Consider the following 24,808-nt stretch of genomic DNA (forward strand, 5'->3'; position numbering starts at 1 on the left):
CTCAGGTGAGCCACAGCACTTCCTCCCCGGACACCCCTGCGTCCCCGGACACCCCAGCCTCCGCCACCGCCGACACCTCGGGCCCCGCCGGCACGTCCGCCGGCACCTCCACCCCCGGCACCACCCCCGGCACCAGCACCCGCGCCACCTCCACCAGCCCCACCTCCGTCATCCGCGCCCGCGGCCTGCGCAAGCACTACGGCGACTTCCACGCGGTCAAAGGCATCGACCTGGACGTCGCGCCGGGGGAGTGCTTCGGCCTGCTCGGCCCGAACGGCGCGGGCAAGTCCACCACCATGCGCATGCTGGCCGGCGTCTCCCAGCGCACGGAGGGCGAGCTGTCCATCATGGGCATCGACCCGGAGCAGGACGGCCCGGCGGTCCGCGCGCACCTGGGCGTGGTCCCGCAGCAGGACAACCTGGACGAGGAGCTCACCGCCCGGGACAACCTGCTCATCTACGGCCGCTACTTCGGCCTGCCCTACTCGTACCTGAAGCCCAAGTCCCTCGAGCTCCTCGAGTTCGCGCAGCTCACGGACAAGGCGAACACGAAGGCGGAGGCGCTCTCGGGCGGCATGAAGCGCCGTCTGGTGATCGCCCGCGCGCTGGTGAACGAGCCGCAGCTGCTCCTGCTGGACGAGCCGACCACCGGCCTGGACCCGCAGGCCCGCCACATCCTCTGGGACCGCCTGTACCGGTTGAAGGAGCGGGGCACCACGCTCGTGTTGACCACCCACTACATGGACGAGGCCGAGCAGCTGTGCGACCGCCTCGTGGTGGTGGACGGCGGGCAGATCATGGCCGCGGGCACGCCGCGCGAGCTGATCCGCGAGCATGCCTCCCGCGAGGTCCTCGAGGCCCGCTTCGGCACGGACCGCAACGAGGCCGCCGCCGAGGTGCTGCGGGCAGAGACCCGGGTGCACCGCATCGAGGTGCTCCCGGACCGCGTCCTGCTCTACGGGGACCACGCGGACGGGCTCCACGACGCCGTCGCCGCGCTCGCCGAGTCCGGCCGCATCAGCCAGCCGGTCACGTCGCTGACCCGCCGCGCGTCCCTGGAGGACGTGTTCCTGATCCTCACCGGCCGCACCCTGGTGGACTGAGCATGACCGAGTCCTTCCCGATGACGGCCGCCTCCTCCGGCGGCGCCCGCGGCCCCCTGAAGCCCCCGCACACCCCGGCCGAGACGGCCGAGCGGGTGAAGCGCCGCGGCGTCTGGTTCTTCGCCGAGCACCAGCTGCGCAACATGCGCGCGTACTGGTCCGTGATCGTGGCCAACGCCGTGGGCGAGCCGCTGGTCTACCTGCTGGCGATGGGCATGGGCCTGGCCAGCCTGATCGGCGGTGGAGCCTCCCAGGAGGTCCTCGGCGGCGCCACGTACCTGCAGTTCATCGCGCCGGCGCTGCTGGCGTCCTCGGCGCTGATGACCGCGTCCGTGGAGTTCTCCTACCCGGTGATGGATGGCTTCCGCTGGCACCGCCTGTACTACGCGGCGCAGGCGACCCCGCTGTCCCCGGCGCAGATCGCCCGCGGCCACCTGCTGGCCGTCTCGCTGCGGTTCTTCGTGCAGTCGCTGGTGTTCTTCGGCATCATGGCCGCCTTCGGCGCCACGGACTCCCCGTGGGCGTGGGTGCAGGTCTTCACCGCCACCCTCGGCGGCCTGGCGATCGGCGCCTGGATCATGGCGTTCGCCGCCTCGCTGAAGGAGGAGAAGGGCCAGTTCGCCATGCTCCAGCGGTTCGTGGTGATGCCGCTGTTCCTCTTCTCCGCCACGTTCTACCCGCTGACCCAGCTGCCGCTGGCGCTGCAGTGGATCGGCTGGATCTCCCCGCAGTGGCACGCCGCCCAGCTCGGCCGCGTCCTGTCCTATGGCATGGAGAACCCGGTCTGGCTCACGGCCGTGCACGTGGTGTACCTGGTGGTGCTCGCCGTCACCGGCGCCGCGGTGGCCGTGCGGATCTACACCCGTCGCCTCGGCTGGGTGCCCGGCCGACCGGACCCGGACGCCGTCGTCAAGGACTCGAAGCAGGCCCGCGGCTCGGCGCTGACCCGCCGCGCGGACAAGGTCGGCACCTCGCCCGCCACGGCGTCCGCCGACGAGGTGTCCACCCCGCGCACCGCCTCCACCACCTCCGCTGCCGACTCCGTCCCGCCGATGCCTCAGATCACCGTGCGCACCGGCCCGATGTCCGGCATGTACTCCGGCAACATCCGCGCCGTGCTGGAGCGGGCGTTCCTGTCCCTGAAGTCGAACAACTGGACCGTCTTCGCCTCGGGCTTCGCCGAGCCGGTGCTCTACCTGCTGTCCCTGGGCATCGGGCTGGGCTCGCTCGTCGGCGAGATGACGGGTCCGGGCGGGGAGCCGGTGCCGTACGGCATGTACATCGCCCCGGCGCTGCTGGCGGTCTCCGCGATGAACGGCGCCATCTACGACTCCACCTGGAACGTGTTCTTCAAGCTGCGCTTCGCGAAGACCTACCAGACCATGCTCGCCACCCGCCTCGGCCCGCTGGACGTGGCCCTCGGCGAGATCCTCATGGCCCTGTTCCGCGGAGCGGTCTACGCCACCGGCTTCCTGATCGTCATGACGCTCATGGGCCTGGTGACCAGCTGGACCGCGCTGCTCATGGTGCCCGGCGCCCTGCTGGTGGCGTTCGGCTTCGCGGCGGTGGGCATGGCCGCCACCAGCTACATGAAGACCTTCCAGCAGATGGACTGGATCACCATGCTGATGCTGCCGATGTTCCTGTTCTCCGCCACGTTCTTCCCGCTCGAGGTGTATCCGCAGCCCGTGCAGTGGCTCATCCAGGCGCTGCCGCTGTGGCATGCGGTGGAGATGATGCGGCAGCTGGCCGTCGGCGCGCTCAGCTGGGCCACGGCCGGACACATCCTCTACTTCGTGGTGATGGTGGCCGTGGGCCTGGTGTTCGCCTCCCGCCGCCTGGCCAAGCTCTTCCTGCGGTGAGGGGCTTCCCGACGTCGGCCCCTCACCGGGCGCTCCCGCCGCACCGGGCGCTCCCGCCTCACCGGGTGCTCGCCCGACGCTGACCCCTCAGACGTCCGCGGCCCGCCCGCGGCGCCGCTGTACCGCGCGCCGGACCAGGTCCGCCGCGCCGATCGCCAGCACCACGGTCCAGCAGGCCAGCACGGCCCAGAGGGCGTCCACGGAGGCGGCGCCGGAGGCTTCGCGGTCGGATAGCTCCGGAGCACCGGCCACGGTCATGAAGTACACGCCGGTGACCGCGGCGATGCCGGTGGAGGTGCCGATGCGCTGGATGGTCTGGGAGACGCGCCGGCGGCGCCGCCTCGCGCGGGGCCACGTCGTCCATCATGAGCACCTGGGAGCTGGTGAGGATCAGCGCCTGGGAGACGCCCTGGGGCAGCAGGATCAGGGGATCGTCCAGTAGGGCCAGGAGCCGTCCGTCACCTTCGCGAACGCGACGATCAGCAGCAGCGCGGACACCACGGCCAGCGCCCCGCCCGCGAACACGAACCACGGGCCGAACCGGTCCACGCGGGCGCCGATCCACGCGGAGAGGGCCACGACCATCAGCGCCGAGGTCAGCGTGGAGACCCCGGCCACGAACGGGGAGAGCCCCAGTCCGTCCTGGGCGAACAGCGCCACCACGGCGAACGCTGCGGGCATGGCCGCCATGTACACGGTCACCTGCAGGGTGCCCAGGGTGAAGGACGGCCGGCGGAACAGGGCCGGGTCCACCATCGGGTACACGCCGGTCCGGGCGGCCGTGGCGCGCACGCGCACCTCCCACGCCCACCAGCCGGCCACGAGCACGGCGGCCACGGCCAGCAGCCACAGCGCGTCCTGGAGGATGAACGGGAGCATCAGGGAGACCGTGGTGGCCGCGAGCAGGGCCATGCCCACCGGATCCAGGTACTTCAGGCCCCTCGGCACCAGGTCCGCGGTGGTCTGCGTCGGCGGGTGCAGCCACAGCAGGCCCATCACCAGGGCGGCCAGCCCGAGCGGCACGTTGAGCAGGAACAGGGACCTCCACCCCCACTGGTCCCCGAGTACGCCGAGAAGGGCACCGCCGGTCGGCGGGCCCACGGCCACGCCCAGGCCGATCACCGTGCCGAAGAACCCGTAGGCCCGGCCGCGCGCCCGCCCGGAGAAGGAGGACTGGATGACGCCGATGATCTGCGGGTTGAACAGGCCGGCGCCGCAGCCCATGAGCAGGCGGGCGGCGTTGAGCATCAGCGGGTCCACGGCGAACCCGGCCAGCAGCGAGCCGAGCGTGTAGACGAGGATCCCGGCAAGGAACAGCGGCTTGCGGCCCCACAGGTCTCCGGCCCGGCCGGCGGCCACCAGCACCACGCCGAAGGTCAGGGTGTAGCCGGAGAGGACCCACTGCAGGTCTGCTGCGGAGGCACCGAGTCCGCGCTCGATGGCCGGCAGGGCCACGTTCACCACGGACACGCTCATCAGCGCCAGGAACAGCGGCATGAGCAGCACCAGCAGGATGCGGGTCTGCTCCGGGCTGAAGCGCGTGGAGGTTGCCTCCGGGGTCGTCTCGGTCACCGGGACAGGATAGGCCAGGGCTGTGAACGGTGCCGGGACGCTGTGATCTCACCGGTTCCACGGGAAGGCCAGGGGCACGACGACGGACCCGGCCGTCGTCGGGACGCCTCACCGCCGGATGGGCTCGAGTGGCACCGGCACCGCCGGTGCGGGAGAATGGAGACCGATCCCGCACACGTCGCCCTCGAGGAGAGGAAACCCACCCATGGCCAAAGCCCTGCCCGGTGCCCCCGGCACGCCCCGAATCAAGCGTGGAGGTGGGCTGCAGGTCGGCGGCCTGGGCTTCGCGGTCATGATCACCGTGCTGCTGGTGGCGCTGCTGTTCGCCGCCAACCAGAACTCGATCATCGGGTGGCTGCTGGTGGCAATCTCCGCGGGCTGGCTGATCTTCGCGATCGTGGTGTTCCTGCAGATGCGCAAGGGCATCCAGGGCGCCGCCCGCCGGGTGGACTCCATGGTGGCCAACACCGCCCGGCCGCACGAGGCACCCGTCCAGGCCGGCGCCCAGACCGCCGTGGCCGCGGACCCCATGCGGGACACCAAGCTGGACCACTCCTTCAAGATCTGCCAGGTGCAGGTCCGCGTGGTGCGCGAGCAGCTGGCCTCCGGCGAGCTGGACCGGGACATGGTGGACCGAGCGCTGGAGACCATCGACATCACCGCCTCGAACGCCCGGGACATGATCAAGGGCGACGACGGGGGCCGCGACTCCCGAGACGACGCACGCAAGGACCAGGGCGAGGGCCCGGTGTCCGGAACGGTGGTGGACTGACATGGCCGAGCTGCCCCAGAGGGACCCCGTGACCGGCAAGTACCCCGAGCCCGCCGAGGGCGAGCCGATCATCCACGCCAACGCCGGCGCCCCCAAGGCCGAGGGTGCGGTGCGCATCGCCTCCGTGAACGTCAACGGCATCCGCGCCTCCCACCGCAAGGGCATGATCGGCTGGTTCGCCGGCCGCGGCGTGGACATCATGACGCTGCAGGAGGTCCGCGCCCCGCAGGACATCACCGCCGCCCTGATCCCGGAGATCGTGGACGGCGCCTGGGACGAGGTGCACCTCGTGGACGTGGAGGCCGCCGCCAAGGGCCGGGCCGGCGTGGCGATCGCCTCAAGGTTCCCCATCGAGGACGTCCGCCGCGGACTGCGGGACGAGGACGGCCACGTCAACGACGTCGGCCGCTGGATCGAGGCGGACATTCGGCTGCCGGACGGCTCCCTGCTCACCGTGGTGTCCGCCTACGTGCACACCGGTGGCGTCGGCACCCCGAAGCAGGAGGACAAGTACCGCTTCCTGGACGAGATGGTCCGCCGCCTGCCGGAGCTCGCCGCGACCGGCCGCGAGGTCCTGGTGACCGGCGACCTCAACGTGGGCCACACCGAGCGGGACATCAAGAACTGGAAGGGCAACGTGAAGAAGGCCGGCTTCCTCCCGGAGGAGCGCGCGTACTTCGACCGCTTCTTCGGCGAGCTCGGCTACGTGGACGTCGGCCGCACCCTCGCCGGGGACGTGGCCGGCCCCTACACCTGGTGGTCCATGCGCGGGAAGGCCTTCGACAACGACGCCGGCTGGCGCATCGACTACCACATGGCCACCCCGTCCCTGGCGGACCGCGCCACCTCCGCCGTGGTGGACCGCGCCCCGTCCTGGGGCACCCGCTTCTCCGACCACGCCCCGCTCGTGGCGGACTATCAGTACTGAGCGCCCCGCCGGGCGCCACGCAGACACGGACCGAAGAGACAAGAAGAGCAATGACGAAGAACACCGTGGCCGACGTGCTGGCCCAGGACCGTCCACCACCGCGCACCTGGCCGCGCCGGCGCCCGCCACCGCGTGCTGTCCGGCATGCAGCCCTCCGCAGACTCCCTGCACCTGGGCAACTACCTGGGCGCGCTCGTGAACTGGGTCCGCACCCAGGACGACTTCGACGCCTACTTCTTCATCCCGGACCTGCACGCCATCACCGTGCCGCAGGACCCGGAGTCTCTGGCCCAGCGCACCCGCGTGGCCGCCGCCCAGTACATCGCCGGCGGCATCGACCCGGAGCGCTCCACCCTGTTCGTGCAGTCCCAGGTGCCCGAGCACGCCCAGCTGGCCTGGGTGCTGACCTGCATGACCGGCATGGGCGAGGCCCAGCGCATGACGCAGTTCAAGGACAAGGCCGCCAAGCAGGGCGCGGACGCCGCCGGCGTGGGCCTGCTGGCCTACCCCATGCTCATGGCCGCGGACATCCTGCTCTACCAGCCGCACGGCGTGCCGGTGGGGGACGACCAGCGCCAGCACGTGGAGCTCACCCGCGACCTCGCCCAGCGGTTCAACCACCGCTACGGCGAGACCTTCGTGCTGCCCACCGGCTTCTACCCGGAGGCCGGCGCCCGCATCTACGACCTGCAGAACCCCACGGCGAAGATGTCCAAGTCGGCCGAGTCCCCGAACGGCCTGATCAACATCCTCGACGAGCCGAAGAAGATCGCCAAGCGCATCAGGTCCGCCGTCACGGACACCGGCACCGAGGTCCGCTTCGACCGTGAGGCCAAGCCGGGCGTCTCCAACCTGCTCACCATCCTCTCCGCGGTCACCGAAAAGCCGATCGCCGAGCTCGAGGCCGAGTTCGAGGGCAAGATGTACGGCCACCTCAAGGTCGCCGTCGCGGACGCCGTGGTGGAGGCCGTCGCCCCCATCCGCGAGCGCGCCCTCGGCCTGCTCGAGGACCCCGCCGAGCTGGACCGTCTGCTCGCCCGCGGCGCCCAGAAGGCCCGCGAGGTCGCCACCCCGGTGCTCGAGGACGTCTACCGGAAGGTCGGCTTCCTGCCCCCGGTCGGCTGAGCCGGACTGCGCCGAAGATCGCAGTCGGACGGCGGGGATCTCCTCCTGACGGGGGAGGTCCCCGCCGTCGCGTTCCGGGAGAATGGAGTCACCGGGGATCCACGACGACGGCCGCCCACCGGCCGCTCATGGCTCGCCCGGTCCGCCATCACCGACGACGAGAGGGACGCATGTCCACGGCCACGCCACCGCCCGCCATGACCACACCCGATCCGACCGCGCACCGGCCGGCCGCCGAGCCGGTCCTGGAGACCGAGAACCTCGTGAAGTCCTACGGGCAGGGCGAGGCGCGCTTCGACGCCCTGCGCGGGCTGACCCTGCAGATCGGCCACGGCGAGTCCGTGGCGATCGTGGGCAAGTCCGGCTCCGGCAAGTCCACGCTCATGCACCTGCTCGCCCTGCTGGACCGGCCCTCCCACGGCGTGGTCGCCATGGACGGCGTCCCGTGTCCGAGCTGAAGCCGAAGGCCGTGGCCCGGCTGCGCAACGAGACCTTCGGGTTCGTGTTCCAGCAGTTCTTCCTCAACCCCTCCCAGACGGTGCTGGAGAACGTGGTGCTGCCGCTGAAGATCGCCGGTGTCCCGCGGGCCGAACGCCGCCGCCGCGGCCTCGAGGTCCTCGAGCGGCTGGAGATGGCCGAGAAGGCGGACAACCGCGCCACCGACCTCTCCGGAGGCCAGAAGCAGCGGGTGTGCATCGCCCGCGCCCTGGTCAACCGCCCCACCGTGCTGTTCGCGGACGAGCCCACCGGCAACCTGGACACCGCCACCTCGGCCGTGGTGGAGGACATCCTCTTCGGCCTCAACCGGGACGAGGGCATCACCCTCGTGGTGGTCACCCACGACGACGACCTCGCTGACCGGTGCGGCCGCCGCATCGAGCTGCAGGACGGACAGATCGTCGCCGACCACGCGCAGGACGCCGCCGGGCCGGCGCCGCTCGCCGGACCGGGAGGCCGAGGCCGCACCCGGTCGGGACCGCAGAAGGGGAGCCCACGGGAACCGGAGATGACACGACGGGCCGGGCGGCCGTCGTCGGGAAGGAGGAGGACCGATGAAGACCGCAGACCTGTTCGGCACGGCCCTGACCAACACCCTGCGCTCCAAGCTGCGCACGGTGCTGACGGTGATCGCGATCGTGATCGGTGCGTTCGCCCTGACCCTGACCTCCGGCCTCGGCGCCGGCGTCAACCGCTACGTGGACACCATGGTGGAGGGCTTCGGCTCCCCGGACGAGCTGTACGTGTCCAAGCAGGCGGACATGGCCACCGGCATGCCCACCAACGGCGCCCCCGCCGAGTACGACGCGCAGGAGGCCGCCGCCGGCGAGATGTTCGGCATGCCCCTGCTGACCAAGAAGGACCTCGAGAAGATCGAGGGGATCGAGCACATCAGCGAGGTGGAGACCACCCGCCTGGTGGAGCCGGACTACGTCCAGACCACCGACGGCAAGAAGTGGCAGGTGGCCCTCATGGGCTCCTCCTTCGAGACCGAGACCGCCTCCCTGGCCGTCGGCCGCATGCCCGCCGAGGACGCGGACGAGGTCACGGTCCCGCTCGCCTGGGTGGAGACCCTCGGCGGCACGGACCCCGAGGACGTGCTGGGGGAGACGGTGACGCTGGCGGCCTCCGACCCGCTCGGCGAGGAGGGCTCCGTGGAGGCCGAGGTGGTCGGCGTGACCGAGACCCTCGCCTCCGGCTCCGGAGCCGGTCCCGTGCCGTCCGTGAAGGTGGAGGACGCACTCCACGGGATCCAGACCGAGGGCCTGCCCGAGGAGCAGCGGGACACCTGGTTCAACGCCACCGTGACCGTGCAGGACATGGAGGCCAACGAGGCGGCCGTGAAGAAGGCCCTGGCGGACGAGGGGTTCCAGGCGCAGACCCTCGAGGACCAGCTCGGCATGATCCGCGGCGTGATCGATGCGGTGACCTGGGTGTTCAACGGCTTCGGCCTGATCGCCCTGCTCGCCGCGTCGTTCGGCATCATCAACACCCTGCTGATGTCCGTGCAGGAGCGGACCCGGGAGATCGGCCTGATGAAGTCGCTCGGCATGACCAGCGGGAAGGTCTTCGGACTGTTCTCCCTCGAGGCCGTGGTGATCGGGCTGATGGGCTCGCTGATCGGCGTCGGCGCCGGACTGGCCGTGGGCCTGATCGGCAACCGGCTGCTCGTGGACGGCCCGCTCAAGGACGTCACCGGCCTGACGCTGTTCGCCGTGGAGCCGCTGTCCGTGCTGGGCATCGTGGCGCTGATCGTGGGCATCGCCTTCGCGGCCGGTACCCTGCCCGCGGTGCGTGCGGCACGCAAGGACCCGATCTCCTCGCTGAGGTACGAGTGAGGGGTCGGCACACGGCCGGGGTGCGGGTGCGACCCCCGGCCGGACTGCGGGCGGGCACCGATGCCGCGACGCGGGACCCGGGGGATGACCGGAACCCCGGCCCGCCTGTCATCCTTGGAGGCATGGACACGAACACACGCGCCGCAGCCGACGACCCGCACTGGCTCCTGGACGAGCGGCCGCCACGGTGGCGGAACGTCGTCCGCCTGATGCCGGTGGTGGTGCTGACCGTGGTGGCCTACGCCTTCGCGGTGGGGCCCATGCCCAGCGCACTCACCACCGCCGCCGGCACCGTGATCATCGGCGCCGGTGTGATGGCCGCCCTGATCAAGGTCTCCGACGGCGCCCGCTGGGCCGGACTGGTGTTCACCGTGGCGGTGATGCTCGGGACCCTGCTGTCCCTGGTGTTCCGCACCGCGGCCACCGGGACGATCAGCGTCTTCTCCGTGGCCACCGCCGTGCTGGTGATGGCCGCCGGGGCGGTCTGGATCACCCAGGCCTTCCACGCACAGGTCACCGGCTGGTTCAACGCCCGCCGGGACGGCTGACTCCCGCCCGCCTGAGCCGGGAAGACCGACTCCTGACACCCGGGCGGCGGACCGCGGCTGTGCAGGACGAGAACACCAGGCAGGCCGCAGCCATCACACCACGACGACCGGACGCACCACCACGAAGGAATGAGGGGCACGAGATGACCGATCAGAACCATCGCCCGTCCTACGGGCAGGACCCGCAGGCAGGCCAGGGCCGCCCGGACTACGGGCCGGCGGGCCAGGGACCCTACGGCCAGGGGCCGCAGGGAGGCTACGGGCAGCCGCAGGGAGGCTGGGACCAGTCCGCCGGTCCGCGCTACGGCACCCAGCCCTATACGGCGTACGCCCAGCCGCAGGAGGCCACCGAGCCGCCGAAGTACCGACAGCTGCTCCTGGCGACCCTCGTGTCCCTCGGGATCTATCTCCTCTCCTCCGTCCCGGGATTCCTGATGTTCGGGGACTCCGGTGAGTTCCGGCGGGCCATGGACGAGCAGATGGCCGCCCAGGAACAGTCCATGACCGCCGAGGAGGCCCGGACCTTCGAGCAGATCATGGACTTCATGGCCGGAGCGGGCATGGCCATGATGGCGCTCTTCACGCTGGTCATCGTCGGCCTGTACCTGCTCGTGTACTTCGGCCTGCACAAGCGGAAGAACTGGGCCCGCGTGACCGGCATCGTGTTCGCGATCCTCTCCGTGGTCCTCACCCTGCCGGGTCTGCTGCTCCTGCCGTTCATGGGCGGGGCCGGGATGTTCTCCCTCGTGCTCTCGCTGCTGAGCGTGGCCGTGAACATCTGGTGGCTCGTCCTGGCCTTCAACGGCCGGATCTCGCGTTACCTGCAGCAGCGGGCGCTGATGGGCTGAGCCGAGCAGCCCGAGCAGCCCGAGCAGCCCGACCGGCCCGGCGCCTGGCACCATGGAGTCCATGGACTCCCACACCGCGCCCGACGCCACGCACGACGCCGCAGCCCGCCATCCGTTCGTGGATCGGGGGCTGCGGCGTCTGTCGTCCGTGACGGTGGCCGCCGGCGTCACCTCCACGGCCGCCTCCGTGGCCACCGTGCTCCTCAGCCGCGACCCCGGATACGTGCGTGCGCTGCTCTCCTCCCGCGACTGGGGCACCGCCGCGCCCACCGACGCCGAGGTGGCGGCGGCCCAGACCGGCACCCTGGACGCCGTGCTCGTCGGGGCGATCCTGCTCGCGATCACCGCCGTACTGCTGTGGCTGGTGAACCGCCCCTGGCCGCCCGTCCGCTGGATCGGCACGGCCTGCGCGGTCATGGGGGTGCTCACGGCCGCGTTCTGGGCCGTGGACGGCGGCACCATGGTCCTCACCGCCGGCACCGCCGGGGGAGTGGTCCTCGCGCTCGTCGGGGCGATGCTGATCGCCTGCGCGCTCTGGCTCCTCGTGGCCCACTGGCCGAGCGTCCGCGAGGCCCTCGACGGCTGAGCGCACCCGGACGACCCCCGTCGCCCGGTGCGCCACGCCCGGCTCTGCCGTCCCCGGACGCTCGCGCCCGGCCCTGCCGCGCACGTACTGGCGAGGACACGCGCCTTCACGTGCTGCCCACGGCCTCATGACGATGTGTTGTCACCGACAAGGCGCGTGACGTGGCGGGGAGAACAGCGGCGGGGGAGCGGCCGTCGTCGGGAAGAAGGGCATGACGACGTCCCCCGCGCCGGCCGAGCCCCGTCACCGCCCGCGTCCGCGCACCCCGGGGCGACCGCGCCGGAATCCGCGTTCAGGTCACGCAGGCGGCGCCCGTCGCCCTCCGCCCATCTCGGGGCTACGCCCACGTCTTCCCGCGGCGTCCCCGCCGCTCTGCACACGACGAAAGGGCCCGCCGCCCCTGACGGGACGGCGGGCCCTTTCGTGTGATCGGGAGGATCAGAAGGAGCGGGCCAGGATGGCCTGCTTGACCTCGGCGATCGCCTTGGTCACCTGGATGCCGCGCGGGCAGGCCTCAGAGCAGTTGAAGGTGGTGCGGCAGCGCCACACGCCCTCCTTGTCGTTGAGGATCTCCAGGCGCATGTCGCCGGCCTCATCACGGGAGTCGAAGATGAAGCGGTGCGCGTTGACGATCGCGGCCGGACCGAAGTACTGGCCGTCGGTCCAGAACACCGGGCAGGACGAGGTGCACGCGGCGCAGAGGATGCACTTCGTGGTGTCGTCGTAGATCTCCCGGTCCTTCTGGGACTGGTAGCGCTCACGGGTCGGCTCGTGTCCCGAGGTGACCAGGAAGGGCATGATCTCGCGGTAGGACTGGAAGAACGGCTCCATGTCCACGATCAGGTCCTTCTCCACCGGCAGGCCCTTGATGGCCTCGACCGTGATGGGCTTGGACAGGTCCAGGTCCTTCAGCAGGGTCTTGCAGGCCAGGCGGTTGCGGCCGTTGATGCGCATGGCATCGGAGCCGCAGATGCCGTGGGCGCAGGAGCGGCGGAAGGTCAGGGAGCCGTCGTGCTCCCACTTGACCTTGTGCAGCGCGTCCAGGACACGGTCGGTGCCGTACATGGTGAGCTTCCACTCGTCCCAGTACGACTCCTCGGAGGTCTCCGGCACGTAGCGGCGGACCTTGAGGATGATGTCGAAGCTCTCGACGGCGCCGGCGCGTCGCCCGACTGGTTCAGCTCGACCTTGGAGGCCGGCTCGGCGGTCTCGTTCACAGCGGTGCTCATCAGTACTTACGCTCCATCGGCTGGTAACGGGTGACGACAACGGGCTTGGTCTCGAACCGGATGCCCTTGACGCCCTCCATCTCGGCGGTCTCGTCGCGGTAGATCATGGTGTGGGCCATGAAGTTGGCGTCGTCGCGGTCCGGGTAGTCCTCGCGGTAGTGACCGCCGCGGGACTCTTTGCGACCGAGGGCGGCCAGGGTCATCGCCTCAGCGATGTCCAGCAGGTAGCCCAGCTCCATGCCCTCGAGCAGGTCGAGGTTGAAGCGCTTGCCCTTGTCCTGCACGGAGACGTCGAGGTAGCGCTTGCGCAGCTCCTCGATCTCCTTCAGGGCGCGGCGGATGGACTCCTCGGTGCGGAACACCTGCATGTCGGCGTCCATGACCTCCTGGAGGCGCGAGCGCAGGGCCGCGACCTTCTCGGAGCCGGTGGCCGACCGCAGGTTCTCGATCTGCTCCACCACGTGGGCCTCGCCGTTCTCCGGCAGCTCGACGAACTCGGCGGCGTGCGCGTACTCGGCGGCGAAGATGCCGGCACGGCGGCCGAAGACGTTGATGTCGAGCAGGGAGTTGGTGCCCAGGCGGTTCGAGCCATGCACGGACACGCAGGCGACCTCGCCGGCGGCGAAGAGGCCCGGGACGATCGTGTCGTTGTCCTGGAGGACCTCGCCCTTGACGGTGGTCGGGATGCCGCCCATGAAGTAGTGGCAGGTCGGGAAGACCGGCACCGGCTCCGTGTACGGCTCCACGCCCAGGTAGGTGCGGGCGAACTCGGTGATGTCCGGGAGCTTGGCGTCGATGTGCGCCGGCTCCAGGTGGGTCAGGTCGAGCAGCACGTAGTCCTTGTTCGGACCGCAGCCGCGGCCCTGACGGACCTCCTCGGCCATCGAGCGGGCCACGATGTCACGCGGCGCCAGGTCCTTGATGGTCGGGGCGTAGCGCTCCATGAAGCGCTCGCCCTCGGAGTTGCGGAGGATGCCGCCCTCGCCGCGGGCCGCCTCGGAGAGCAGGATGCCCAGGCCGGCCAGGCCGGTCGGGTGGAACTGCACGAACTCCATGTCCTCGAGCGGCAGGCCCGCGCGGTAGGCGATGGCCATGCCGTCGCCGGTCAGGGTGTGGGCGTTCGAGGTGGTCTTGTACACCTTGCCGGCGCCACCGGTGGCGAAGACGACCGACTTGGCGTGGAACACGTGGATCTCGCCGGTCGCGAGCTCGTAGGACACGACGCCGGCCACGCGCTTCTGAGTGAACGGCGTGCCGTCCTCGCGGGTGCCCTCCTCGTCCACCATGAGCAGGTCGAGCGCGTAGAACTCGTTGTAGAACTCGACGTTGTGCTTGACGCAGTTCTGGTAGAGCGTCTGGAGGATCATGTGGCCGGTACGGTCCGCGGCGTAGCAGGCGCGGCGCACCGGGGCCTTGCCGTGGTCGCGGGTGTGGCCGCCGAAGCGGCGCTGGTCGATCTTGCCCTCCGGCGTGCGGTTGAAGGGCAGGCCCATCTTCTCGAGGTCCAGGACCGCGTCGATGGCCTCCTTCGCCATCACCTCGGCGGCGTCCTGGTCGACCAGGTAGTCACCGCCCTTGATGGTGTCGAAGGTGTGCCACTCCCAGTTGTCCTCCTCGACGTTCGCCAGGGCGGCGCACATGCCGCCCTGGGCCGCGCCGGTGTGGGAGCGGGTCGGGTAGATCTTGGTGAGCACGGCGGTGCGGGCGCGCTGGCCCGACTCGATGGCGGCACGCATGCCTGCACCACCGGCGCCGACGATCACCACGTCGTACTTGTGTACCTGCATTCTCAGGTTCTCTCTTCCGTTTCGTGAGGACGCCCGTCCCGCGTCAGTGCGGGCGGCGTCGCAAGCGTCAGACGTCGGTGTGCGGTCAGCCGCGGCAGAAGGCCGGGGTGCCGGACAGCAGCTGGCCGGTGGCGTCCACCATGCACGGCTCGAAGGTGAAGATCACCAGGGTGCCGAGGATGATGATGGCGGCGGTGGCCACGTACAGGATCATGGACAGCCAGAAGCGGACGCCGTCGCGGTGGGCGTAGTCGTTGATGATGGTGCGGACGCCGTTGGCGCCGTGCAGCATCGCCAGCCACAGCATCACGAGGTCCCAGAACATCCAGATCGGGTCGGCCCACTTGCCGGCGACGAAGCCGAAGTCGATGCCGTGGATGCCCTCGCCGAGCATCAGGTTGGAGAACAGGTGGCCGAAGATCAGGACCACGAGGACCACGCCCGAGAGGCGCATGAACAGCCATGCGAGCATCTCGAAGTTGCCCTTCTTGCCCTTGCCTCGGGTGTACTTCGCGTCGACGCGCGTGGAGCGCGGAGCGGCGATCGTGGTCTCAGCAGCAGCGGTGCTCATGGATCACATACCTCCAAAGGCCAGCATGAAGTGGCGGATGCAGAAGCCGAGGGTCAGGACGACCCACAGGCCCAGGACGACCCAGAGGAGGGTCTTCTGGTGCTTCGTGCCGCCCTTCCAGAAGTCCACCAGGACGATGCGCAGGCCGTTCAGCGCATGGAACAGCACGGCGGCCACCAGTCCTGCCTCGCCGAGCGCGAAGATCGGGTTCTTGTACGAGCCGATCACCGCGTCATAGGCCTCCGGGGAGACGCGCACGAGCGAGGTGTCCAGCACGTGGACGAGCAGGTAGAAGAAGATCACGACGCCGGTGATGCGGTGGCCCACCCAGGACCACATCCCGCCGTAGCCGCGATACAGGGTCCCGCGGCCGTTTTTGGCCGGGGCCTGTGCAGTGGCACTAGTCACGGTTGATTACCTCCCAGGGAAATGCACGGGCCCGGTGCACGTCCGTCGAGTGGGCGGGCAGGGGGCTGGAGTGCGAGTCGATTCCACCTGCCAGGATAGCCCCTCCGGGCTCCCGGGCAGGCGCCCGGGGCGGCTGTGTGACGTGTCGCCGCTCACGGGTGTGGGTCCGAGGACCCGTGAGCGGTGTCCGCGCCGCCTTCTGTCGAGATGCAGCGAAGATTGCACAAACGCGCCAATATGCTGCATACCCGCCTCGGCGCCTGAAGGCTTGACACCTATCACGCCATGGCGCGCTGTCGAGATGCAGCGAAGATTGCATAAACGCGCCAATATGCTGCATACCGTGAAACACCTTAGGACGCTTGACAACGGTGCCTGTCGGGGCATCGGGGTGAAGTCAACGACAGAGGGAGGCCTCCGTGACCACCTGGCATTGGCCCATCCCCGCCGCCGGTACCCCGGCCTGGCAGCAACTCGCCGCATGGGCTGCAGACGGGAAGCACCTGCTCCACGGCTCCCAGACCGCAGACCTGCAGCGCCTAGAACCGCGCGCCCCGGTGGACCACAGCCCCGACGACTACTCCAAGCGCACCGCCGTGTTCGCCACCGAGGACCCCACCTGGGCCATCGCCTACGCCGTGCGCGCGTCGGACTGCCCCCAGTTCCTCAACGCCTGCTTCTACCCGGGTGAGCGACCGGGCACGCCCGCCCAGAGGAGGCTGTTCTTCTCCTACGGGCGCCGGTCCGACAACACCGTGCCGGTGTCCCCCGGGGTGGTCTACGTTCTGAAGGCCTGGGCCTTCGAGCGTCAGCCACCGGCCCTGGATGTCGACCTGGGACAGGTGATCACCGAGTGTCAGTGGACGAGCCGGGACTCAGTCGAGGTCGTCGCGGCGGTCCGCGTTACCCCTGCTGATCTGCCCAGCCCCATTCCCACCCACGAACCGGCTGAGGTCAGCGCACGAATGACCCAGAACCCGTCGGGGTTCCCCTGGGGTGCACCGGATGCCTGGGCGCCCATTCCGTCCTTCGGCTCGAAGGAGGGCGCATGCGGTGCGTGTTGATCGGCCCGCCCGGCACCGGGAAGTCGACCGTGGGGTCCCTGCTGGCCGCATCCCTCGAGGCGCCATGGGTCGACCTCGACGAGATCGCTGGCCCGTTCTACGCCGAAGTCCGCTGGACCCCAGAGGTGATCGCGGAGCAGCAGCGGCGCCTCGGGTGGACCGCGTTCCATGCCGCGTTCGAGCCTGCGCTGGCTCATGCCGTGCAACGGTGCGCTGCCCTCCACAGCCAGGCGATCGTGTCCTTCGGTGCGGGGCACTCACACCTCACCGATCCTTCTCTTCACGCCCACGTCGCCCGGGCCCTGGAAGGGTCAAGCGTCGTACTCCTGCGCCCCTCCCCTGACATGGAGGCGTCGGTGCGCCTTCTGCGAGAGCGATGCCGGCAGAGCAAGTGGACGGACTGGCACCTGGACGGGGTGGACTGGCTGCACCGCTGGTGCACGGACGGTCTCGATGAGCAGCTGGCCGACGCCATCGTCTACACAGCCGGGAAATCGCCGCAGGAGACGGCTGACGAAGTCTCCCGGCTCCTGCGGCGCTGACCGATCGTTATCGCCGTGGCCTTCCTTGGCAGGAGGCCAGCGGTACTGACCGGAGACGTTGGTGGCACCGCGGGCGGTCTAGGGCTACTTTTCGCAGACCCCGCTGAATGTCTTGCTCTGTGAAGGGTTCAGCGCGTGTCCTGCGAAATCTTCGCTGCATCTCGACAGGACCCGAGCTCTTGACAATCGCTCCCGCCCTACTAGACCGATGTAGGGAAGACCGCACAAGGGCGTAACTACGCCGCATCCCGCGACACGCCCCTAAGAGCGTGTGTCGAGATGCAGCGAAGATTTCACAAACGCGCGAGTATGTTTCATACGACCACGAGTCACTTAGATCTTGACATTTGAACCTCGATCGACCAAGGGTCTTATGTTCTCCAGTCAGCCCGTGTGCGACGCTGACGCCATGAACCAGCCCTCCATGGCCACCCTGTCTTCGGGAAAAATCACCCTGCGTGACGCCCGTCGCGGGACCACACGGGATGTGGAACTGGAGCCCTTCGAGATGGCCGTGCACCCCCTCCGTGACCGGAGCACCGGACGCCCGCTCACGCCTCTGACATGGTTCGAGACCATCAACCTCTGCAACGAGCTATCCAATGCTGAAGAGCTGCAGCCGGCCTACACGCATGCTGGGGACGGACGCTCCGTCACCTGGAACACGAGCGCTGACGGGTACCGATTGCCCACCGAGGCCGAGTGGGAGTACGCCTGCCGCGCCGGAACGACCTCGCCCACCTACGGGCCGCTTGAAGACATCGCCTGGACCAGCCTCGACCACCTTGAGGGCCCCCAGCCCGTCGGCATGAAGAAAGCCAACCCGCACGGTCTGCACGACATGCTCGGCAACATCTGGGAATGGTGCTGGGACTACGCCGATCCCGCCCGCTACGGCGACTACCGCAGTCTGCGCGGGGGTGGCTGGGCGGATGAACCCTGGAGCGTGCGCGCCTCAGTGCGCCGGGGCAGCGCCCCGGACGCCGTCCTGGAGGACGTGGGACTCCGCCTGGCCCGGGGTCTGGTCGGCAGCCCGGGACAAGCTCAGGGCTGGTCCCATGAGGCAGACAGGCAACGAGCCGCCATCTGCGGGCCGCTTCCCGTGGGGTGGACACCCTTGCGGGAGATCTTCGCCTGAGAAGGGAACCGCCCAGCCTCATTCGGCGGAACGGAGCCGATCCGTCGGCAACGACAACATCACCGTCGCGGTGAGATCCGGCGCCTTGGCCACCGCCCTGTCATCGAGCCGCGGCGCCACTGTGACGGCCTCTCGTGAGAACTCCTGGATGCCCACGGGCACCCATGCGTCACCCTCGGTGCGAAGCAGCCACTGTTCGCCCAACGCCTGCAAACCGACGGTGTCAAGCAGTTCTTCGGCCTCGGTCGACTCCATGGGTTCACCGCATCGCCGACGCAGGAGGTCGTAGGGGATGAAGAGGCCTTCGTCGGTCATCTCGATGTACCCGACGTGCTCGCGGTCATCAGCGCGGAGGTGATCTAAAACAGTGGTCACGGTGACAGCCTAGAGTTGTCGACTCGATACCCCAGCCTGCTCCCCGCCCCAGCACGGCAGGGGCGTCCGGCCAGGCTCCCTCACACACCGGATCCCGCCCCCTCTCCGAACGGTTCACGGCGAGTCGCGTGCAGTCTTTGCTGCATCTCGACAACCCCGAGGGTGACGACGTCCTCCACGGGATCGGCCCGGCCACTGACTGTCCCCGTGCTGCTGCGCCCGCGCGCCTTCACCAGGGTCACCGTCAGAGACCCCTGCCTGGGGTCTCCGGCACCGCGCTTCCCGAGCGTTGACCCCACTCACTGACGGGTCTGGGCGCGAGTCGGTTTCGTACCAGTCTTCGCTGCCTTCGTCGATGCGGCAAGGCAGTCCACGGTTCTGATGAGCCGAGGGGTCACTACTCTCCGACGCGCAGCGCCAGAACCCAGCGGATCGCCCCGCAGCATCGGTGCACCACAAGGCACACCTCGGACGCTCCAACCATTGTTTGCAGCACTTGCGCAATGCAGCTCACACGATCGCCTCCCTCCTTGCGGAATACCTGACATGGGTATACGTTTGACTAGTACACGTACCCGGTAGGGGTACTCCCGACGTACAACCCGACATACAAGGAGGACACCTGATGGCTTCGAACGATTACCAGGTGACGGGCATGACCTGCGGCCACTGCGAGATGTCGATCCGCGAGGAGGTCAGCGAGATCCCCGGCGTCCAGGACATCCAAGTCAGCGCGCAGACCGGCAAGCTCAACGTCACCGCCGAGGGCGAGATCGACGACGCCAAGGTCCTCGCGGCGGTCGAGGAGGCCGGCTACTCGGCGGTGCGCGTCTGATGAAGGCCGGAGGACGGCTCGCGCTCTACGGGGCCGGGTTGGTGGTGGCGTTCGGCGGGGCCTTCGGCCTCGCCGGCGCCGTCATTCCCGATAGCTTCGCAGCAGCATGGGCAGAAGGAAGCGGCGTGAACGCACACGGTGAAGGGCACGGCGACGCTGCGCAGGAAACCGCGGAGCCCGCTCTGAACGGGGTCTCCGCAAGCGCGGACGGCTTCGTGCTCTCTCCGGTCCAGGCCCCCACGGCCGCAGGCGAGGATGGAGACCTGAGCTTCCAGATCCTCGACGAGTCCGGCGAACCGGTGACCGAATACACCACCGCGCACGAGAAGGACCTGCACCTGATCGCCGTGCGCACCGACGGCGCCGGCTTCCAGCACGTGCACCCCGAACTCGACACGAGCACAGGCACCTGGTCGGTGCCGTGGACCTGGGACGAGGCGGGCACCTACCGCGTGTACGCCGACTTCACACCCGCGGGCGAGGAAGCCGAAGGCATCACTCTCACCCGCGCAATCGAGGTCGCGGGCGACTTCACCCCTGTCGAGACCGAGGCGCAGCCCACCGACGAGGTCGACGGATACACCGTCTCCCTCAACGGCGACCTCACTGCGGGCACCTCAAGCGAGCTCACCATCTCGGTCGAGCGTGACGGTCAGCCGGTGACCACGCTGGAGCCTTACCTGGGCGCGTTCGGCCACTTAGTGGCGCTGCGCGAGGGTGACCTCGCCTACCTGCACGTCCACGCCGAGGGCGACCAGCCCCAGGCCGGGGACACGGCCGGACCCGACATCGGATTCGCAGCGGAGGCCCCGACCGCCGACCGTTACCTGCTCTACCTGGACTTCCAGGTCGACGGGCAGGTGCACACCGCCGAGTTCGTGATCGACGCCGAGCATGGTGACGGCACGAAGACAGACGATTCGCATTCCGACGGCCACTGACCCGCAGGGCCCGGCGTCGCACGAGAGCTGAGAAAGAAGGAAGAGGATGAGCACATCAGCGCCCCCAACGGGTGGGCCGGACATCGAGTTGGAGATCGGCGGGATGACCTGCGCCTCCTGCGCGAACCGGATCGAGAAGAAGCTGAACAAGCTCGATGGCGTCGCGGCCACCGTCAACTACGCCACTGAGAAGGCTAAGGTCACCGTGCCTGCCGGCTACGATCCGTCACTGCTGGTCGCCGAGGTCGAGAAGACCGGGTACACGGCCGCACTGCCCAAGCCCAAGGACACTACGGCGAACACGTCGGAGACCGAGGCCGGGGAGGAGGAAGACAGTGAGCTCACCTCGCTGCGGCATCGGCTGATCGGCGCGATCGTGCTCACTGTTCCCGTAATCGCGATGGCGATGATCCCCGCGCTGCAGTTCACGTATTGGCAGTGGGCCTCACTCGCCCTGGCCGCACCGGTGATCATCTGGGGAGCTTGGCCGTTCCACAAGGCGGCGTGGACAAACCTCAAGCACGGTGCGGCGACGATGGACACGCTCATCTCGATGGGCACCTCCGTCGCACTGCTCTGGTCGCTCTACGCGCTCTTCCTCGGCACTGCCGGCACTCCCGGCATGACGCACCCCTTCGAGTTCACGATCGCTCCGTCGGATGGCGCGGCGAACATCTACCTCGAAGTCGGCGCGGGCGTGACGATGTTCATCCTCGCCGGCCGCTACTTCGAGAAGCGATCCAAGCGCCAGGCCGGGGCCGCGCTGCGCGCCCTCCTGGAGCTGGGCGCGAAGGAAGTCGCCGTACTCCGCGACGGCGTAGAGGTGAAGATCCCCACCTCTGAGCTGGCGGTCGGCGACGAGTTCATCGTCCGTCCAGGCGAGAAGATCGCCACCGACGGTCTCGTGACCTCCGGCTCCTCCGCGGTGGACGCCTCGATGCTCACCGGCGAGTCCGTGCCGGTCGAGGTCCGCGAGGGCGACTCGGTCACCGGTGCCACCGTCAACGCCGGCGGCCGCCTGGTCGTGCGGGCGACTCGTGTGGGTTCGGACACACAGCTCGCACAGATGGCGAAGCTCGTCGAGGACGCGCAGACCGGCAAGGCCGAGGTGCAGCGTCTGGCCGATCGCATCTCCGGCATCTTCGTGCCGATCGTCATCGTCGTCGCGTTCATCACCCTCGGCGCCTGGCTGGGAGGCGGGTTCCCCGTCGCCGCCGCGTTCACCGCAGCGGTCGCCGTGCTCGTCATCGCCTGCCCCTGCGCGCTGGGTCTGGCAACCCCGACCGCGCTGCTCGTCGGCACCGGGCGCGGTGCGCAGATGGGCGTCCTCATCAAGGGTCCGGAGGTGCTGGAGTCCACTCGCAAGGTCGACACCGTCGTGCTCGATAAGACCGGCACCGTCACCAGCGGCAAGATGACTCTGACCGACGTGATCACTGAGCCCGGTGTGGATCGTGCGGAGCTGCTGCGTTTCGCCGGTGCGCTGGAAGACTCTTCCGAGCATCCGATTGCGCAGGCGATCGCCAAGGGCGCGACCCAGGAAGTCGGCCAGCTGCCTACTCCAGAGGACTTCGCCAATGTCGAGGGCAAGGGCGTGCAGGGCATCGTCGAGGGGACCCCGGTCGTCGTCGGCCGCGAGTCTCTGCTGGCGGACTGGTCGCAGAAGCTCTCTCCGGAGGTCGCACAGGCGAAGGCCCAGGCCGAGGGCGAGGGCAAGACGGTCGTCGCGATCGGCTGGGACGGTGCTGCGCGTGGCATCCTGGTCGTCGCCGACACCGTCAAGCCCACGAGCGCCGAGGCGATCCGCGGGCTCAAGGAGATCGGCCTGACCCCGGTGCTGCTCACCGGTGACAACGAGGCCGTGGCCCGCCAGATCGCGTCCGAGGTCGGCATCGACGAGGTCATCGCCGAAGTGCTACCCAAGGACAAGGTCGACGTCGTCACCCGCCTCCAGGAAGAGGGCAAGATCGTCGCGATGGTCGGCGACGGCGTCAACGACGCCCCCGCGCTCGCGCAGGCCGACCTGGGCCTCGCGATGGGCACCGGCACGGACGTCGCGATCGAGGCCTCCGACATCACGCTCGTGCGCGGTGACCTGCGGGCCGCCGTCGACGCGATCCGCCTGTCCAGGAAGACCCTGTCGACGATCAAGACCAACCTGTTCTGGGCATTCGCTTACAACACCGCCGCGATCCCGGTCGCTGCGCTCGGCATGCTCAACCCCATGCTCGCAGGTGCGGCGATGGCGTTCTCCAGCGTCTTCGTCGTCGGCAACAGCCTCCGCCTGCGCGGGTTCACGAGCGTCGCCTCGAAGTGACGTACGAGAACCCACCCATCCACACGAATCCAATAACGAAGGAACACCAGAGAATGAGCAGCTGCTGCAGCACGAACGAGACCAACCCGGCCGTGGAGAACGGTGGACGCGAGAACCTTCTTGGCGGGGGCGCCGATGACATGACTACCTGCCCGGTCATGGTCGGCACCCCGGTCAGCAAGAAGACCGCCGAGGCCGCCGGCCTCTACCGCGACTTCGAGGATGAGCGCTACTACTTCTGCTGCGCTGGCTGTGGGCCCGCGTTCGATTCGGACCCAGCCAAGTACGCCGCCAACATGGCGTAATCCACCAGCGTGCGGGGTGCCGCGGCACCGCTGCGGCACCCCGCCACCTGATCGGAGCGAGCCGACATGACCACTACGACTCCCACCACCGAAACCCATCTCGACACCTGCCCCGCAGGAGGCGACGGCGACGCGTCCGTCCACGGATACATCAGCGATAAGACGAAGTACCGCAATCGCCTGCGCCGCCTGGAAGGCCAAATCCGCGGCATCGATCGGATGGTCGACGAGGACCGCTACTGCATCGACATCCTCACCCAGATCTCCGCAGTCACCAGGGCACTCGAAAACGTCGCCCTCGGCCTGCTCGACGATCACCTCAAGCATTGCGTCCTCGACGCCGCACTCGCCGGCGGACCAGTCAGCGAGCAGAGGCTCGGCGAGGCGTCCGAGGCCATCGCCCGCCTCGTGCGCTCCTGACGCCGGCGCATCAGTTCGATCACGACCAGCATCCAGGAGTTCTTCTATGACCCCACAGCACGTCCTCATCCTCGGATCGGGAGCAGCCGGGGCCGCAGCCGCCCGCACTCTCGCCTCACGCGACGATGTCCGGGTGACGCTGGTGACCCGCACCGGGGAGACGCCCTATACGCGGATGCTCATCAAGGGAATCGCGTTCGGTCAGACACCGCCGGAGATGATCAAGCTCCCGCTGCCTCAGATCGAGGTCATCGCCGACACCGTGCTTAAAGTCGATACCTCGGCGAAGCAGGCCCAGTTGACCTCCGGCGCACAAGTCTCCTACGACGCGCTCATCGTCGCGACCGGGAGCATGCCCCGCTCCCTGCCCGCTGACGTGTTCGGCGGCGACGACGCCGGACAAGGGCGGGTCACCGCTCTTCACTCCGTGGGGGATGCCCTGGGCATCCGAAAGCTGCTGACCGGACTGGGGCGACCGCGCGGGTAGCGATCTACGGCGGTGGAATCATCGCAGCCGAGACGGCCTCGTCTCTGCAAGCCGACGGACACATGGTCACGCTGGTCTCCCGCAGTTCAGTTCCCGGCGTCGGAGCGTTTGGGGCGCCCGTGGCTGAGCGCCTCGCCGCCGACCATGCCGCCAAGGTGCAGGCCCGATTCGGTCGCACTCTCCAGCATGTCGACGAAACAGAATCCGGTGTCACCATCACCCTCAACGACGGAAATCCCGTCGTGGCTGACTTCCTTCTCCTCGCGCTCGGCACGACGCCCGCAGCCCCGTCACCGTGGACGAACGGTATCGACGTCGACGATCACCTCCGCGCCGCGGCAGACCACGTCTACGCAGCCGGAGGCGTGGCCACGCACCACGACGAAGCACTGGACGCCTGGCGCATCGACCATTGGGAAGACGCCGCCGCACAGGGTGCGCATGCCGCGCGGGCCGCATTGCACGACCTCGGCGTTAGCGACGATCCGGGCGCCTACCTGCCACGCAGCCCTTACATGGCAATGGTCTACGGTCAGATGATCTCCGGAGTCGGGTACACAGCCGGCGCAGACGCCCACCTGGAAGCGGGTGAGGAGTTCATCGTCCGCCACGAGATCGACGGCATCGTCGTCGGCGTCACTGGCATCGACGCAGTCGGCACCGTCTACCAGTGGGGGCAGCAGCTCCACGGCGTGCGGGCATAGGCAAT

At 69.2% G+C, this 24,808-nt stretch carries 25 protein-coding genes and 3 pseudogenes; 21 read left to right on the forward strand and 7 right to left on the reverse strand.

Translation table 11 applies throughout. From position 1 onward, the window contains the following. Nucleotides 1-170 precede the first annotated feature (170 nt). Together AC2W7A_RS00435 and AC2W7A_RS00440 are read left to right on the forward strand one after the other, a co-directional pair. Nucleotides 171-1,103 (forward strand): ABC transporter ATP-binding protein, encoded by a 933-nt coding sequence (locus AC2W7A_RS00435; RefSeq protein WP_485989643.1) that lies wholly within the window; start codon nucleotides 171-173, stop codon nucleotides 1,101-1,103. Nucleotides 1,104-1,105: 2 nt separating this feature from the next. Beyond that, a complete protein-coding gene (locus tag AC2W7A_RS00440) occupies nucleotides 1,106-2,965 on the forward strand; it encodes an ABC transporter permease (RefSeq protein ID WP_485989625.1) in 1,860 nt (619 codons plus the stop codon). A gap of 87 nt (nucleotides 2,966-3,052) precedes the next feature. Here AC2W7A_RS00440 and AC2W7A_RS00445 read toward each other — a convergent pair whose 3' ends face one another. Continuing rightward, entirely contained in the window at nucleotides 3,053-3,232 is a 180-nt protein-coding gene (locus tag AC2W7A_RS00445; protein WP_485989626.1) for a hypothetical protein, read from the reverse strand. Here AC2W7A_RS00445 and AC2W7A_RS00450 point away from each other — a divergent pair. After that, complete coding sequence (locus AC2W7A_RS00450; RefSeq protein ID WP_485989627.1) at nucleotides 3,222-3,407, forward strand: hypothetical protein; 186 nt, start codon at nucleotides 3,222-3,224, stop codon at nucleotides 3,405-3,407. The genes AC2W7A_RS00445 and AC2W7A_RS00450 overlap by 11 nt on opposite strands. Here the strand turns inward: AC2W7A_RS00450 and AC2W7A_RS00455 are convergent. Then, the gene (locus AC2W7A_RS00455; protein ID WP_485989628.1) at nucleotides 3,389-4,537 is read right to left on the reverse strand and encodes an MFS transporter; all 1,149 of its coding nucleotides are present in this window, start codon (nucleotides 4,535-4,537) and stop codon (nucleotides 3,389-3,391) included. The two genes, AC2W7A_RS00450 and AC2W7A_RS00455, sit on opposite strands and share 19 nt — an antisense overlap. A gap of 205 nt (nucleotides 4,538-4,742) precedes the next feature. Here AC2W7A_RS00455 and AC2W7A_RS00460 point away from each other — a divergent pair, with 205 nt between their 5' ends. The 8 genes and pseudogenes from AC2W7A_RS00460 (at nucleotide 4,743) to AC2W7A_RS00495 (ending at nucleotide 11,680) form a co-directional block, all read left to right on the forward strand. Further along, nucleotides 4,743-5,309 (forward strand): hypothetical protein, encoded by a 567-nt coding sequence (locus AC2W7A_RS00460; RefSeq protein WP_485989629.1) that lies wholly within the window; start codon nucleotides 4,743-4,745, stop codon nucleotides 5,307-5,309. A 1-nt stretch (nucleotide 5,310) separates the two neighbouring features. Further along, nucleotides 5,311-6,237, forward strand: coding sequence for an exodeoxyribonuclease III (locus tag AC2W7A_RS00465; RefSeq protein WP_485989630.1), 927 nt, complete (start codon nucleotides 5,311-5,313; stop codon nucleotides 6,235-6,237). A gap of 50 nt (nucleotides 6,238-6,287) precedes the next feature. Beyond that, a pseudogene (gene trpS / locus AC2W7A_RS00470) lies at nucleotides 6,288-7,362 on the forward strand (tryptophan--tRNA ligase). Between the two features lie 170 nt (nucleotides 7,363-7,532). Beyond that, nucleotides 7,533-8,269, forward strand: a pseudogene (locus AC2W7A_RS00475) (ABC transporter ATP-binding protein); the annotation flags it as partial. Between the two features lie 145 nt (nucleotides 8,270-8,414). Beyond that, nucleotides 8,415-9,698, forward strand: coding sequence for an ABC transporter permease (locus AC2W7A_RS00480; protein WP_485989631.1), 1,284 nt, complete (start codon nucleotides 8,415-8,417; stop codon nucleotides 9,696-9,698). A 122-nt stretch (nucleotides 9,699-9,820) separates the two neighbouring features. Beyond that, nucleotides 9,821-10,246 (forward strand): hypothetical protein, encoded by a 426-nt coding sequence (locus tag AC2W7A_RS00485; protein WP_485989646.1) that lies wholly within the window; start codon nucleotides 9,821-9,823, stop codon nucleotides 10,244-10,246. Nucleotides 10,247-10,389: 143 nt separating this feature from the next. After that, nucleotides 10,390-11,094, forward strand: coding sequence for a hypothetical protein (locus tag AC2W7A_RS00490; protein WP_485989632.1), 705 nt, complete (start codon nucleotides 10,390-10,392; stop codon nucleotides 11,092-11,094). Nucleotides 11,095-11,155: 61 nt separating this feature from the next. After that, nucleotides 11,156-11,680 (forward strand): hypothetical protein, encoded by a 525-nt coding sequence (locus AC2W7A_RS00495; RefSeq protein WP_485989633.1) that lies wholly within the window; start codon nucleotides 11,156-11,158, stop codon nucleotides 11,678-11,680. 438 nt (nucleotides 11,681-12,118) lie between these two features. Here AC2W7A_RS00495 and AC2W7A_RS00500 read toward each other — a convergent pair. The 4 genes and pseudogenes from AC2W7A_RS00500 to sdhC all read right to left on the reverse strand — a co-directional run bounded on the left by AC2W7A_RS00500 (nucleotide 12,119) and on the right by sdhC (nucleotide 15,675). Continuing rightward, nucleotides 12,119-12,909: pseudogene (locus AC2W7A_RS00500) on the reverse strand (succinate dehydrogenase iron-sulfur subunit). Further along, the gene (sdhA, locus tag AC2W7A_RS00505; protein ID WP_485989634.1) at nucleotides 12,909-14,696 is read right to left on the reverse strand and encodes a succinate dehydrogenase flavoprotein subunit; all 1,788 of its coding nucleotides are present in this window, start codon (nucleotides 14,694-14,696) and stop codon (nucleotides 12,909-12,911) included. The pseudogene AC2W7A_RS00500 and the gene sdhA overlap by 1 nt, the downstream one beginning before the upstream one ends. An 85-nt stretch (nucleotides 14,697-14,781) precedes the next feature. Then, complete coding sequence (locus AC2W7A_RS00510) at nucleotides 14,782-15,267, reverse strand: succinate dehydrogenase hydrophobic membrane anchor subunit (protein ID WP_485989635.1); 486 nt, start codon at nucleotides 15,265-15,267, stop codon at nucleotides 14,782-14,784. 3 nt (nucleotides 15,268-15,270) lie between these two features. Then, the gene (sdhC, locus tag AC2W7A_RS00515; protein ID WP_485989636.1) at nucleotides 15,271-15,675 is read right to left on the reverse strand and encodes a succinate dehydrogenase, cytochrome b556 subunit; all 405 of its coding nucleotides are present in this window, start codon (nucleotides 15,673-15,675) and stop codon (nucleotides 15,271-15,273) included. 419 nt (nucleotides 15,676-16,094) lie between these two features. Here sdhC and AC2W7A_RS00520 point away from each other — a divergent pair, with 419 nt between their 5' ends. From AC2W7A_RS00520 to AC2W7A_RS00530, 3 genes are all read left to right on the forward strand, one after another. Continuing rightward, nucleotides 16,095-16,739, forward strand: a complete 645-nt coding sequence (locus AC2W7A_RS00520) for a hypothetical protein (protein ID WP_485989637.1) — start codon at nucleotides 16,095-16,097, stop codon at nucleotides 16,737-16,739. Then, nucleotides 16,724-17,281, forward strand: a complete 558-nt coding sequence (locus tag AC2W7A_RS00525) for a shikimate kinase (protein WP_485989638.1) — start codon at nucleotides 16,724-16,726, stop codon at nucleotides 17,279-17,281. Before AC2W7A_RS00520 ends, AC2W7A_RS00525 begins: the two co-directional genes overlap by 16 nt. 409 nt (nucleotides 17,282-17,690) lie before the next feature. Then, nucleotides 17,691-18,419, forward strand: coding sequence for a formylglycine-generating enzyme family protein (locus AC2W7A_RS00530; RefSeq protein WP_223246359.1), 729 nt, complete (start codon nucleotides 17,691-17,693; stop codon nucleotides 18,417-18,419). 18 nt (nucleotides 18,420-18,437) lie between these two features. Here AC2W7A_RS00530 and AC2W7A_RS00535 read toward each other — a convergent pair whose 3' ends face one another. Continuing rightward, nucleotides 18,438-18,794: a hypothetical protein gene (locus AC2W7A_RS00535; RefSeq protein ID WP_061873204.1), complete on the reverse strand. Its 357-nt coding sequence runs from the start codon at nucleotides 18,792-18,794 to the stop codon at nucleotides 18,438-18,440. A 625-nt stretch (nucleotides 18,795-19,419) separates the two neighbouring features. On the opposite strand from AC2W7A_RS00535, the gene AC2W7A_RS00540 reads away from it, so the two are divergent. From AC2W7A_RS00540 to AC2W7A_RS00570, 7 genes are all read left to right on the forward strand, one after another. Next, the gene (locus AC2W7A_RS00540) at nucleotides 19,420-19,629 is read left to right on the forward strand and encodes a heavy-metal-associated domain-containing protein (protein ID WP_006213359.1); all 210 of its coding nucleotides are present in this window, start codon (nucleotides 19,420-19,422) and stop codon (nucleotides 19,627-19,629) included. After that, nucleotides 19,629-20,570 carry a hypothetical protein gene (locus AC2W7A_RS00545; protein WP_061873203.1) on the forward strand — a complete coding sequence of 314 codons (942 nt, stop codon included), beginning with the start codon at nucleotides 19,629-19,631 and terminating at the stop codon, nucleotides 20,568-20,570. Before AC2W7A_RS00540 ends, AC2W7A_RS00545 begins: the two co-directional genes overlap by 1 nt. Nucleotides 20,571-20,616: 46 nt before the next feature. Continuing rightward, nucleotides 20,617-22,887 (forward strand): heavy metal translocating P-type ATPase, encoded by a 2,271-nt coding sequence (locus AC2W7A_RS00550; protein WP_061873202.1) that lies wholly within the window; start codon nucleotides 20,617-20,619, stop codon nucleotides 22,885-22,887. A gap of 53 nt (nucleotides 22,888-22,940) precedes the next feature. Continuing rightward, entirely contained in the window at nucleotides 22,941-23,192 is a 252-nt protein-coding gene (locus AC2W7A_RS00555; RefSeq protein WP_006213356.1) for a YHS domain-containing protein, read from the forward strand. 66 nt (nucleotides 23,193-23,258) lie between these two features. Next, the gene (locus AC2W7A_RS00560) at nucleotides 23,259-23,612 is read left to right on the forward strand and encodes a metal-sensitive transcriptional regulator (RefSeq protein ID WP_006214162.1); all 354 of its coding nucleotides are present in this window, start codon (nucleotides 23,259-23,261) and stop codon (nucleotides 23,610-23,612) included. Between the two features lie 46 nt (nucleotides 23,613-23,658). Continuing rightward, nucleotides 23,659-24,099, forward strand: coding sequence for an FAD-dependent oxidoreductase (locus tag AC2W7A_RS00565; RefSeq protein WP_485989639.1), 441 nt, complete (start codon nucleotides 23,659-23,661; stop codon nucleotides 24,097-24,099). A 44-nt stretch (nucleotides 24,100-24,143) separates the two neighbouring features. Continuing rightward, nucleotides 24,144-24,803, forward strand: coding sequence for an FAD-dependent oxidoreductase (locus AC2W7A_RS00570; RefSeq protein WP_485989644.1), 660 nt, complete (start codon nucleotides 24,144-24,146; stop codon nucleotides 24,801-24,803). The last annotated feature ends 5 nt before the right edge of the window (nucleotides 24,804-24,808 follow it).

Source organism: Micrococcus sp. LASM2_SD2, assembly GCF_057364565.1.

Bases quoted from the DNA above. Each gene is read 5' to 3' on its own strand.
- AC2W7A_RS00495 (WP_485989633.1), top strand. From the start codon at position 11,156: ATGGACTCCCACACCGCGCCCGACGCCACGCACGACGCCGCAGCCCGC.
- sdhA (WP_485989634.1), bottom strand. From the start codon at position 14,696: ATGCAGGTACACAAGTACGACGTGGTGATCGTCGGCGCCGGTGGTGCA.
- AC2W7A_RS00450 (WP_485989627.1), top strand. From the start codon at position 3,222: ATGAAGTACACGCCGGTGACCGCGGCGATGCCGGTGGAGGTGCCGATG.
- AC2W7A_RS00490 (WP_485989632.1), top strand. From the start codon at position 10,390: ATGACCGATCAGAACCATCGCCCGTCCTACGGGCAGGACCCGCAGGCA.
- AC2W7A_RS00460 (WP_485989629.1), top strand. From the start codon at position 4,743: ATGGCCAAAGCCCTGCCCGGTGCCCCCGGCACGCCCCGAATCAAGCGT.
- AC2W7A_RS00540 (WP_006213359.1), top strand. From the start codon at position 19,420: ATGGCTTCGAACGATTACCAGGTGACGGGCATGACCTGCGGCCACTGC.
- AC2W7A_RS00545 (WP_061873203.1), top strand. From the start codon at position 19,629: ATGAAGGCCGGAGGACGGCTCGCGCTCTACGGGGCCGGGTTGGTGGTG.
- AC2W7A_RS00510 (WP_485989635.1), bottom strand. From the start codon at position 15,267: ATGAGCACCGCTGCTGCTGAGACCACGATCGCCGCTCCGCGCTCCACG.
- AC2W7A_RS00440 (WP_485989625.1), top strand. From the start codon at position 1,106: ATGACCGAGTCCTTCCCGATGACGGCCGCCTCCTCCGGCGGCGCCCGC.
- AC2W7A_RS00480 (WP_485989631.1), top strand. From the start codon at position 8,415: ATGAAGACCGCAGACCTGTTCGGCACGGCCCTGACCAACACCCTGCGC.
- AC2W7A_RS00525 (WP_485989638.1), top strand. From the start codon at position 16,724: ATGCGGTGCGTGTTGATCGGCCCGCCCGGCACCGGGAAGTCGACCGTG.
- AC2W7A_RS00560 (WP_006214162.1), top strand. From the start codon at position 23,259: ATGACCACTACGACTCCCACCACCGAAACCCATCTCGACACCTGCCCC.
- AC2W7A_RS00530 (WP_223246359.1), top strand. From the start codon at position 17,691: ATGAACCAGCCCTCCATGGCCACCCTGTCTTCGGGAAAAATCACCCTG.
- AC2W7A_RS00550 (WP_061873202.1), top strand. From the start codon at position 20,617: ATGAGCACATCAGCGCCCCCAACGGGTGGGCCGGACATCGAGTTGGAG.
- AC2W7A_RS00565 (WP_485989639.1), top strand. From the start codon at position 23,659: ATGACCCCACAGCACGTCCTCATCCTCGGATCGGGAGCAGCCGGGGCC.
- AC2W7A_RS00555 (WP_006213356.1), top strand. From the start codon at position 22,941: ATGAGCAGCTGCTGCAGCACGAACGAGACCAACCCGGCCGTGGAGAAC.
- AC2W7A_RS00485 (WP_485989646.1), top strand. From the start codon at position 9,821: ATGGACACGAACACACGCGCCGCAGCCGACGACCCGCACTGGCTCCTG.
- AC2W7A_RS00465 (WP_485989630.1), top strand. From the start codon at position 5,311: ATGGCCGAGCTGCCCCAGAGGGACCCCGTGACCGGCAAGTACCCCGAG.